The sequence below is a fragment of the Actinoplanes auranticolor genome, from assembly GCF_018332655.1.
Classification (GTDB): domain Bacteria; phylum Actinomycetota; class Actinomycetes; order Mycobacteriales; family Micromonosporaceae; genus Actinoplanes; species Actinoplanes auranticolor.
In genome coordinates this window covers 94,688-103,133 of sequence record NZ_BOQL01000031.1, presented here as the reverse complement: position 1 = coordinate 103,133, position 8,446 = coordinate 94,688, and the positions used below count along the sequence as shown (strand labels likewise).

General features: G+C 73.3%; 6 protein-coding genes. 1 reads left to right on the top strand and 5 read right to left on the bottom strand.

Annotated elements, in window-relative coordinates; translation table 11 throughout:
* Positions 1 to 401, bottom strand: a 401-nt coding sequence (locus Aau02nite_RS20690; protein WP_212990167.1) for a recombinase family protein, incomplete at its 3' end; no start/stop codon positions are given.
* Positions 402 to 510: 109 nt separating this feature from the next.
* Between Aau02nite_RS20690 and hrpB the strand changes: the two genes are divergently transcribed.
* Positions 511 to 2,982 carry an ATP-dependent helicase HrpB gene (gene hrpB / locus Aau02nite_RS20685; protein WP_212990175.1) on the top strand — a complete coding sequence of 824 codons (2,472 nt, stop codon included), beginning with the start codon at positions 511 to 513 and terminating at the stop codon, positions 2,980 to 2,982.
* A 13-nt stretch (positions 2,983 to 2,995) separates the two neighbouring features.
* Here hrpB and Aau02nite_RS20680 read toward each other — a convergent pair whose 3' ends face one another.
* The 4 genes from Aau02nite_RS20680 to Aau02nite_RS20665 all read right to left on the bottom strand — a co-directional run bounded on the left by Aau02nite_RS20680 (position 2,996) and on the right by Aau02nite_RS20665 (position 8,395).
* Entirely contained in the window at positions 2,996 to 5,305 is a 2,310-nt protein-coding gene (locus Aau02nite_RS20680) for a putative bifunctional diguanylate cyclase/phosphodiesterase (protein WP_246595307.1), read from the bottom strand.
* A 135-nt stretch (positions 5,306 to 5,440) separates the two neighbouring features.
* Positions 5,441 to 6,163: a PP2C family protein-serine/threonine phosphatase gene (locus Aau02nite_RS20675; RefSeq protein WP_212990165.1), complete on the bottom strand. Its 723-nt coding sequence runs from the start codon at positions 6,161 to 6,163 to the stop codon at positions 5,441 to 5,443.
* Between the two features lie 91 nt (positions 6,164 to 6,254).
* On the bottom strand, positions 6,255 to 7,271 hold the full coding sequence (locus Aau02nite_RS20670) for a hypothetical protein (RefSeq protein WP_246595306.1): 1,017 nt from the start codon (positions 7,269 to 7,271) through the stop codon (positions 6,255 to 6,257).
* Positions 7,268 to 8,395 (bottom strand): transporter substrate-binding domain-containing protein, encoded by a 1,128-nt coding sequence (locus Aau02nite_RS20665; protein WP_212990164.1) that lies wholly within the window; start codon positions 8,393 to 8,395, stop codon positions 7,268 to 7,270. Before Aau02nite_RS20665 ends, Aau02nite_RS20670 begins: the two co-directional genes overlap by 4 nt.
* Positions 8,396 to 8,446: the final 51 nt, after the last annotated feature.

The following is an 8,446-nucleotide window of genomic DNA, read 5'->3' as shown; positions in this document are numbered from 1 at the left end:
GCCGCGCCGCGACGGCCGTACCGGCGGGCGCACCGGTTCCGGTGCTCGACCGCCCTTGTCGTTACGGCTAGGCCGCGCAGCAGGACGACGAACTTCTTGCGCTGCCCATCAAGCGCCGAGCCGACCTCGGTCACTACGCGGTCCACGGCCACACCCCGGCCGGTAGCCCACACGACGACCCGGGCGACCTGCCGATCCAGATCCGGCTTCTGATCTGCCGACGACCCCCGGGCGTACACCACGACCTGCTCCGCGGGCCGGACTGCACCGGTCAACGGCTCGCCGACCATGATCAGGCGCCCCAGCCGGTACGCAGGAACGGGCAGCGTTCCCGACTCGAACCGCCGCCGCGCGGGCGCGTACGAGATCCCAGTGACTGCCGCCCACTCCTTCAAGTTCACAACGTCACTCTGCCTATTGTTGGCCATTGATGACGACTGACACGCCAGCAGTTTCCTGCCCCGCGCCGGGGCCGTCCAGGCGGCCGTACGCGAGACTGGTCCGGTGCTGATCGCCGCGGACGCCCTGCCCGACCTGCCCATCCGCGCGGTCCTGAAGGAGGTCACCGCCGCCCTGGCCGGTGCGGGTGCGGCGGTGCTGGTCGCGCCCCCGGGCACGGGCAAGACGACGCTGGTCCCGCTGGCCCTGGCCGGGGCCGCACCCACCGCGAAGGTGGTGGTGGCCGAGCCCCGCCGGGTCGCGGCCCGCGCCGCGGCCCGCCGGATGGCGGCCCTGCTCGGCGAGCAGGTGGGCGAGCGGGTGGGTTACACGGTGCGCGGTGACCGGCGCGTCTCGGCCCGGACCCGGGTCGAGGTCGTGACCACCGGTGTCCTGGTACGCCGGCTGCACCGCGACCCGGAACTGGCGGGCACGGCGGTGGTGATCCTCGACGAGTGCCACGAACGCCACCTGGACTCGGACCTGGCGCTGGCCTTCCTCATCGAGGTCCGCGCGGCCCTGCGCCCCGACCTGCACGTCCTGGCCACGTCGGCGACCGCCGAGTCGCAACGCCTGGCCGAGGTCCTCGGCGACGCACCGGTCGTGGAGGCCCAGGCCGCCCTGTATCCCGTCGAGGTGCACTGGTCACCACCACCGCAGCCGATCACTCCCCCGCACGGCCTGCGCGTGGACCCCAAACTGCTCGACCACGTGGCCACGACGATCCGCCGGGCCCTGGCCGGGGGCGACGGCGACGTGCTCGCGTTCCTGCCGGGCGCCCGCGAGATCGAAACGGTCGCGACCAGACTGCGCGGCATCGACGCGGAGATCGTCCCGTTGCACGGCCGCCAGTCGGGCTCCACTCAGGACGCCGCCCTGCGCCCCAGCCCGGTGCGCCGAGTCGTGCTGGCCACCGCGGTCGCGGAGAGCAGCCTGACGGTCCCCGGCGTCCGTGCGGTGGTCGACGCCGGCCTGAGCCGCGTCCCCCGGATGGACCACAGCCGCGGCCTGGGCGCCCTGGTCACGGTGCCGGTCTCCCGGGCGTCGGCGACCCAGCGCGCCGGCCGGGCCGGCCGCGAGGCCCCCGGCCGGGTCTACCGCTGCTGGTCCCAGGCCCGGCACGACCGCCTACCGGCCCAACCGGAACCGGAGATCGCCGCCGCGGACCTGACGGGATTCGCTCTGAACCTGGCGGAATGGGGCCATCCCGACGGCACCGGCCTGAGCCTCCCCGACCCCCCACCCACCGGCGCGATGCAGGTGGCCACGGCCACCCTGCGAGCCCTGGGCGCCACGGACACCGACGGCCGGATCACCGCCCGGGGTCGCGCCCTGGCCGACGCGGGCCTGCACCCCCGCCTGGCCCGAGCCCTCCTGGACGGCGCCACCACCATCGGAGCCCGCCGGGCGGCCGAGGTGGTGGCCCTGCTGGACGCGGACCGCACGGCCGACGACCTGGCCGCAGCCTGGCGCCGGGCCCGCACCGACCGCGACCCGGCCTGGCGCACGGAAGTCCGCCGCCTGACATCGGCAATCCCGAACAGCAGTGACGGCGGTCGCGAGTGGCTGGCCGATGATCTGGCTGCCGGGCTGATCGTCGGCCTGGCGTACCCGGAACGGGTGGCCAAGGTGCGCGAACAAGGCGGGCGGGCGTACCTGATGGCCGGCGGGACCGCCGCCGACCTCACCGGCGGCAGCGGCCTGGCCGGCACGACCTGGCTGGCCATCGCTGATGCGGACCGCGCCCCGGGCGCCCGCACCGCCCGCATCCGCAGCGCCGCCCCACTGGACGAGGCGACGGCCCGCGAGGCGGCCGCAACCCTGCTGGAGTCGGGCACGGAGATCGGCTGGCTGGACGGCGACGTGGTGGCCCGCCGCACCGAACGCCTGGGCGCGATAACCCTGGTGGAACGCCGCATCGACAAGCCCGACCCGGCCCGGCTGCGAGCCGCCCTGCTCGACGGCCTCCGCCGCGAAGGTCTCACCCTGCTCACCTGGTCCCGGGCAGCGACCGAACTCCGCGAACGCCTGGCCTTCGCCCACGCCGCCCTGGGACCCCCGTGGCCGGCCGTGGACGACGAATCCCTGCTCAAAAGCCTGGAGGACTGGCTCCCCCTGGGCCAGTCCCGCCGCCGCGCCGACCTCGCCAGGATCGACGTCGCCGGCGCCCTCCGCCGCCTGCTCCCCTGGTCGGTGGCCGGCCGCCTGGACGACATAGCCCCGGAACGCCTACCGGTCCCGAGCGGCTCCCAGGTCAGAGTCGACTACACGGACCCGGCAGCGCCGGTCCTGGCGGTCAAGGTCCAGGAAGCCTTCGGCTGGCGCGAAGCCCCCCGCCTGGCCGACGGCCGCATCCCGGTCCTGCTGCACCTGCTGTCCCCAGCCGGCCGGCCGGTAGCGGTAACCCGGGACCTCGCATCCTTCTGGTCAACGGGCTACCCCCAGGTCCGAGCGGAACTCCGCGGCCGCTACCCCCGCCACCCCTGGCCGGAAGACCCGACAACAGCCCCACCGACGCGCCGTCTGAACCCCCGGACCCGCTGAGCAACCAGCAGAACTAGGACGCCAGGTGCTTCGAGGGATGCGGGGAAGGCTGGGCCGGAATGGTCGCGGTGAGGCGGTGAACAGGCCCGGGCTGACCGAACAGATATCCCTGCCCGAGATGACACCCCAGCGCGGCGAGGGCGTGAGCACGGGCAGGCGTCTCGATCCCCTCGGCCACCACCGCGATCCCGAGCTCGGCGCAGATCGCCAGCACGGAACGGCACAACGCCCCGGCCCGCTCCGGTGACACGTCCACATCGGTCAGGGACGAGTCCAGCTTCACGATGTCCACCGGCAGCGAGTGCAGCTGCGCCAGCGCGTTGTACCCGCTGCCGAAGTCGTCCAGGGCCACCCGTACCCCGCGCCGGCGCAGGCGTTCCGCGACCTCGATCGCGCGGGGCATGTCCGGGATGCGGCGGGTCTCGGTGATCTCCACGACCAGCCGGGACGGCCGTACGTTGTGCCGGTCCAGCGCCTGGGCCACCGCCTCCTCCAGCCCGTGCTGCCCCAGCCGGGCCGCGGAGACGTTCACGTGCACGTCGATCGGCCGGCCGTACGTGTTGGCCAGCCCCGCCGCGTCCGCGCAGGCCCGGTCCAGCACGAAGTCGTCGATCGCCGCGACCAGCCCGGTGCGTTCCGCGACCGTCACGAACACGTCCGGGTCGACCGGTCCCGCCACCGGGTCGGTCCACCGGGCCAGCGCCTCCACCGCGACGATCGCGCCGTCGGTGAGCCGGACGATCGGCTGGTAGTAGACCTCGAAGCCGGCCGCCGCCGGTGCGCCGGACAGGGCCCGGGCCAGCAGGTGCGGCAGGTCCGCGTTCGGTCCGCCGTCGGCGCCGCCGGAGTAGCGGGCGAGGGCGTTCTTGCCGCGGCGCTTGCTGACGTACATCGCCGCGTCCGCGCGGCGCAGCAGGGTGTCCGCGGACAGTTCGATGTCACCGGGCTCGGGGACGACCAGGCCGAGGCTGGCGCTGACCCCGACGGTGTGGCCGTCGATGACGAACGGTTCGCGCAGCGCGGCCAGGATGCGGTGCCCGGCCGGTTCGGCGTCGGCGGCGCGGTGGTCGAGCAGCACCGCGAACTCGTCGCCCCCGAGGCGGGCCACCAGGGCGCCGGGGCCGGCCGCGGCGACCAGCCGGTCGCCGATCGCGCGCAGCAGCCGGTCGCCCATGGCGTGGCCGAAGCTGTCGTTGATCAGCTTGAAGTCGTCCAGGTCGGCGAAGAGCAGCGCCACCGGTACGCCGCGGTGCCGGTACGCGTCGAGGGCCAGCACCAGCCGTTCGCGGAACAGCGCCCGGTTGGCCAGGCCGGTCAGCGAGTCGTGGTACGCCTGGTGGTGCAGCCGTTGCTGGCCCTCGGAGACGCGGGCGAGCAGCACCGTGTTGTCGACGATGGTGAACATCTGCCGGGCCACCACCAGCCCGAGGCCGAGCCACCCGAGGTACGCCTCGTACGACGTCAGCTGGCCGCCCGTACCGGTGCGCACCGCGATGACCACACCGGTGGCGACGACCGGCACGTACGGCAGCAGCAGGTGCAGCCACTCCGCCTCGGCGTGCTCGTCGAGGCTCGGCTCGCCCAGCCCGGGGTTGCTGATCGCCGCCAGGGCGAGCAGCGCCGGCCCGAGCAGGTAGCCGGCCGACTCGACCGGGGTGAGCACGCCGCTGCTCAGCTGCAGCAGCCGCAGCGTGTCGGAGACGCCCAGGGCCAGCATGGCCAGCGCGGTGAGCCGCAGCGGCACCCGCGCCGCCCGGGAGGCCGGGCGGGTGGCCAGCAGCAGCACGACCATCACGGCGATCAGCAGGTCGGCGACCGGGTACGCCGCCGCGAAGCCCACGATCCAGGGGTTCTCCCCCACCTCGTCGAAGATCCGCCGGGGCACCGCCGACCAGACCAGCGCCAGCAGCGAGCCCGCGATCAGGACGCTGTCGATGACCAGCACGATCCGGTCCCGGCGCAGCGACGCCTGCACCGGCCGCGGCAGGGCCATCGAGCCGGCCACGAGGGCGAGCACGGTGAAGACCGGCAGGGCGAGCACGCCGATGTCGGTCAGGTCGGCCGCGACTTCACGGGTGCGCTCGAGGACGTCGCTGATGGTCCACCACAGGCGCACCACCGCGAATCCGGCCAGGCCGGTGCCGAGCAGGATGCGCCAGCGGCGCCGGTGACCCGACCTGTCCCGTCCGGCGGCGAAGCAGACCACGGCGGCGAGCACGCCCGCGGCGCACTGGGCGGCGTCGGTGAAGAGTCGCTGGCCGGCTCCGGCGGGCACCGCGTACGTGCCGATCGCCGTGACGGCGGCGACGAGCACCAGCGTCACGGCTGACTGTGCCGACAGCCGTCCCGTCGTCATCACCACCCGCAGCAGAGCCGCGGCTGGCCGTCCCGCGACCGGAGTAAGGTACCGCAGCCCCGGGCCGTTGCGGGAAGCCGCGGCGGCCCGGGATCTCGACGCTCAGTCGACGGCGGTCAAATCGGCGACGATCACCGTGATGTTGTCCGGGCCGCCGCCCTGCAACGCGAGGTCGAGCAGGCGCTCGGCGCAGCTCTGCGGCGCGTCGCAGGCGAGCATCTCGGCCTCGATCCGCTCGGCGGAGACCACGGTGGTGAGGCCGTCGCTGCACAGCAGCCAGCGGTCGCCGGGCTCGGGCTCGACGATCACGTACGACGGGCTGACCGGCTCGCCCTGCAGCGCCTGGGTGACGACCGCGCGGCGCGGGTGGCTGCCCGCCTCCTCCGGCCGGATCAGGCCCTGGTCCACCAGCATCTGCACGTACGTGTCGTCCTTGGTGAGCTGGTTGAGCCGGCCGTCGCGCAGCAGGTAGGCCCGGGAGTCGCCGACGTGGGCGAGGGCGGCGCGGTCGCCGGAGAAGATCACGGCGGTCAGCGTGGTGCCCATGCCCTGCAGGGCGGCGTCGGTGGCGACGGTCTCGGCGATCCGGCCGTTGGCCACCTCGAGCGCCTTGTGCAGCGCGTCCATCTGGCTGTCGTTGTCGATCGGCACGTCGAGGGAGGTCATCGCCTCGACGGCGAGGCGGCTCGCGACGTCGCCGGCGGCCATGCCGCCCATTCCGTCCGCAACGACGAGGAGCCGGTCACCGGCGTAGTAAGCGTCCTGGTTGTTGCTCCGGACGTGGCCTCTATCGGTGACGGCCGCCCACCGCAGGTGCAAGGTCATGGCGTGCAGCCTGCCAGGTCCGGTCCAACCTGTCTGCACGTGGTCGGCGGCGCGTCGCGACAACCCGTGCGTACCCGCGCAAATCCCGAGGTCATAGCGGCCGCCCGAGGCAGCGCGGGTCGACGTCGGTGACCTGCCGGGTCGGTGCGACCCATTCGAGCGCGGACTCGTCGATCGGCCAGCCGCGTACCGTGATCCGGCTTTTCTGCGTCCGGATCGGCTCCGGGCACAGGGTCTTGGACCGGACCTCGTCGTTGGGGATGAAGCGCACCTCGCCGCCGCGCTGCAGGATCGTGGTGGCGGTGTCGTCGACGGTGATCAGCTGGCCGCGGAGCACCTCGACGGCGGCACCCCGGGCGCCGACCTCCACGGCGCTGTTGGGCAGCACCGGCGCGCGCAGGAAGACCACGCCGATCACGAAGGGGGCGACGATCATCGCGCCCACGGCCGGCCAGTGCGTGGCCAGCCGCGCGGCGCGGGGCGGGAGCGGGCCGGTGAGCAGCCAGCCGAGCAGCGAGGGGGCGATCAGCAGCGCGGCGGTGCCGTAGTCGCCCGCGGCCAGCGACACCCGGATGCCGGGCCGGACCCAGATCAGGATCAGCAGGCCGAGCACGACCGGGACCACCAGGGTGACCACGGTCAGCATCCGGCGCTCACCGGGGTAGCGCTGCACCGCGGTCAGCGCCAGGATCACCGCGACCAGCATGAGCAGGGTGGGCAGCAGCCGCAGCTGCCAGGTGAAGCCGGCCAGCGCGACCGCGACCCCCACCACCCAGTCCGGCATGCGCAGGGCGGTGAGCGCGAGCAACGAACGCCGGGCCGCCTCCTCCTGGTCCGGCGAGCTGATCAGCAGCAGGCCGCCGAGGACCCGCAGCACCAGCACGACCGCCGGGATGGTCCAGATCAACGTGATGATCAGCGCGCTGATCATGCCGAGCGGGCTGATGTACTGCACCAGCAGCAGCATCGTCGGCAGGTCCTGGCGGCTCAGGTACCAGAGCCGGAGCACGAGCAGCACCAGCGGGAACGCCGGCAGGGCGGTGAGCACCCAGTTGAGCTGGTTGCGGCGCACGCGGCGGGCCGGCCGGGCCATCGGCGTCACGGTCACGGGACCACCTCCTCCCAGGGCAGCTCGCGGACCCGGGGCCGGGCGGTGACCGGCTGTCCCGGCCGGGACAGCGGCACGAGCTGACCGTCGGCCGCCTCGTTCAGTACCGTCTCGGGGAGAATCTTGCTCTTGTACGCCTCCTCCCAGCGCGAGTCCTTCGGGTCTTTGAAGGAGCGGTAGAGCGTGATGTTGACCAGGTCGCGCAGGGCCGCGTTGGCGCCGACGCTGACCCCCCACGCCTCGGTCTTGTCCAGGCCCAGGTCCCAGTGGTCGTACTTGTCCGGAAAACGCGCCTTGTAGCCGCCGAGAATCGCGGCGTCGGTGCTGACCGCGTCGACCTTCTTGTCGTCCAGCAGTCGGAAGCACTCCGATACGCGGTTACGCTGCCGCAGCTTGGCGCGGGAATCGGCAGCCGCCTGGGCGCTGGTGGAGCTGGACAAAGAGCAGACGGTCTTGTCTCGGAATTCCTCGAGGCTGGCGACCTTGTCGGAACCCTTCAACGTGATCACCGACTGCTCGGTGTGCAGGTACGACTGGGTGAACATGACGTTGGGCTCGCGCTCGCGCTCCGGCGTGATGCTGTAGCTCGCGATCACCATCTTGACCGGCACCGGCTTGCCCTCCAGGTCGGTGGCCTCCATCCGGGCCCGGTCCTCGCTCTCGATGCCGTAGAAGAGCACCTCGTCGCGGCGGAAGCCCAGATCTTCGGCGATCATGTACGCGATGTCGATGTCGAAGCCGGCCCACTTGCCGGTCTCGGGATCCCGCTCGGCGATGCCGGGTTGATCGTCCTTGACCGCGATGGGCAGCGTCTGCCACTCGTCGACCCCGGCGGCGCGGCGCAGGTCCTCGACCGAGGGCGGGCCGATGTGGAAGAGCCGCACCCAGGCGAACGCCAGCATCATGACGATGATCACCCCGACGGCCACCAGCCGCCACGGCGCCAGCGAGCCGCCCCAGGTGCGGGTCAGCAAGTCGGTCCGGGCGAACCCGGGCTGGGCGAAGGAGCGCCGGAGCCCGGTCAGCGCGCGCTGCGTCCGGGCCCGGCGGGGGCGGCGCTGGGCGGGCACGCGCCGGTGCACGACCACCTTGCGGACCCGCACCTCGCCGCTCTCGTCGTCCATCATCGACACCGCACTCCCGTCCCTGTACCGGATCGCCCATCGTTTCCGACG